This window comes from Exiguobacterium sp. RM11 (assembly GCF_059821525.1).
Genome location: NZ_CM187558.1, coordinates 35,001 through 37,500, shown reverse-complemented (window position 1 = coordinate 37,500; position 2,500 = coordinate 35,001). Strand labels below are relative to the sequence as shown.

The window sequence follows — 2,500 nt, the reverse complement described above, 5'->3', positions numbered from 1 at the left end:
TCTACCTCATCGTCTCTGAGGGGTCTTTCTTGATTGCTCAAAGGGAAATCTCATCTCGGAGGGGGCTTCATGCTTAGATGCTTTCAGCACTTATCCCGTCCGCACGTAGCTACCCAGCGATGCTCCTGGCGGAACAACTGGTACACCAGCGGTGCGTCCATCCCGGTCCTCTCGTACTAAGGACAGCTCTCCTCAAATTTCCTGCGCCCACGACGGATAGGGACCGAACTGTCTCACGACGTTCTGAACCCAGCTCGCGTACCGCTTTAATGGGCGAACAGCCCAACCCTTGGGACCTACTCCAGCCCCAGGATGCGATGAGCCGACATCGAGGTGCCAAACCTCCCCGTCGATGTGGACTCTTGGGGGAGATCAGCCTGTTATCCCCAGGGTAGCTTTTATCCGTTGAGCGATGGCCCTTCCATGCGGAACCACCGGATCGACTAAGCCCGACTTTCGTCCCTGCTCGACTTGTAGGTCTCGCAGTCAAGCTCCCTTCTGCCTTTGCACTCTTCGAATGATTTCCAACCATTCTGAGGGAACCTTTGGGCGCCTCCGTTACTGTTTAGGAGGCGACCGCCCCAGTCAAACTACCCGCCTGACACGGTCCTCCAGCCGGATTACGGCTGCGAGTTAGAGACTCTATACGCAAAGGGTGGTATCCCAAGGGTGTCTCCACCGAAGCTGGCGCTCCGGCTTCACAAACTCCCACCTATCCTGTACATCGCGTACAAAGCCTCAATATCAGGCTGTAGTAAAGCTCCATGGGGTCTTTCCGTCCTGTCGCGGGTAACCTGCATCTTCACAGGTACTATGATTTCACCGGGTCTCTCGTTGAGACAGTGCCCAAATCGTTACGCCTTTCGTGCGGGTCGGAACTTACCCGACAAGGAATTTCGCTACCTTAGGACCGTTATAGTTACGGCCGCCGTTTACTGGGGCTTCGGTTCAGTGCTTCTCTTGCGATGACACATCCCCTTAACCTTCCAGCACCGGGCAGGCGTCAGCCCCTATACTTCATCTTGCGATTTAGCAGAGACCTGTGTTTTTGCTAAACAGTCGTTTGGGCCTATTCACTGCGGCTTATGTTGCCATAAGCGTCCCTTCTCCCGAAGTTACGGGACCATTTTGCCGAGTTCCTTAACGAGAGTTATCCCGCGCGTCTTAGAATTCTCATCTCGCCTACCTGTGTCGGTTTGCGGTACTGGCGCCGACCTCCTCACTAGAGGCTTTTCTTGGCAGCGTGAAATCCGGTGCTTCGCCCTACGGGCTCCACGTCACAGCTCAACCTTGGTGCCGGGCGGATTTGCCAACCCGACGGCCTCGCTGCTTGTCCGTGCACTTCCAGTCGCACGGTCACCTTATCCTTCTGCGTCCCCCCATCGTTCAAACGGTGGTACGGCGGTACAGGAATATCGACCTGTTGTCCATCGCCTACGCCTTTCGGCCTCGGCTTAGGTCCAGACTAACCCTGAGCGGACGAGCCTTCCTCAGGAAACCTTAGGCTTTCGACGGAGGGGATTCTCACCCCTCTTTTCGCTACTCACACCGGCATTCTCACTTCCAAGCGCTCCACGGCTCCTCACGATACCGCTTCACTGCTGCTTGGAACGCTCTCCTACCATCCCTTACGGGATCCATAGCTTCGGTGGTATGTTTAGCCCCGTTACATTTTCGGCGCGGCGCCACTCGACTAGTGAGCTATTACGCACTCTTTGAATGGTGGCTGCTTCTAAGCCAACATCCTAGTTGTCTGTGCAGCGCCACATCCTTTTCCACTTAACATACACTTGGGGACCTTAGCTGATGGTCTGGGCTGTTTCCCTCTCGACTACGGATCTTATCACTCGCAGTCTGACTCCCGAGTACAAGTTGCTGGCATTCGGAGTTTGACTGAATTCGGTAACCCTGTGGGGGCCCCTAGTCCAATCAGTGCTCTACCTCCAGAACTCTTCACCTCGAGGCTAGCCCTAAAGCTATTTCGGAGAGAACCAGCTATCTCCAGGTTCGATTGGCATTTCACCGCTACCCACACCTCATCCCCGCACTTTTCAACGTGCGTGGGTTCGGACCTCCAGTCAGTGTTACCTGACCTTCATCCTGGACATGGGTAGATCACCTGGTTTCGGGTCTACGACGACGGACTGATGCGCCCTGTTCAGACTCGCTTTCGCTGCGGCTCCGCCTCATCGGCTTAACCTCGCCCGCCATCGTAACTCGCCGGTTCATTCTACAAAAGGCACGCCATCACCCGTGAACGGGCTCTGACTACTTGTAGGCATACGGTTTCAGGATCTGTTTCACTCCCCTTCCGGGGTGCTTTTCACCTTTCCCTCACGGTACTGGTTCACTATCGGTCACTAGGAAGTATTTAGCCTTGGGAGATGGTCCTCCCGGATTCCGACGGGGTTTCACGTGTCCCGCCGTACTCAGGATCCACTCTGGAGGGGATGGGGTTTCGGCTACAGGGCCGTCACCTTCTCTGGCCGACCTTTCCAGG

1 rRNA gene (running past both ends of the window) is annotated in these 2,500 nt (G+C 55.6%); it reads right to left on the bottom strand.

Features of this window, described 5'->3' with window-relative positions:
- Nucleotides 1-2,500 (bottom strand): 23S ribosomal RNA (locus AC5LIL_RS00155) (it extends past both window edges: 68 nt to the left, 346 nt to the right).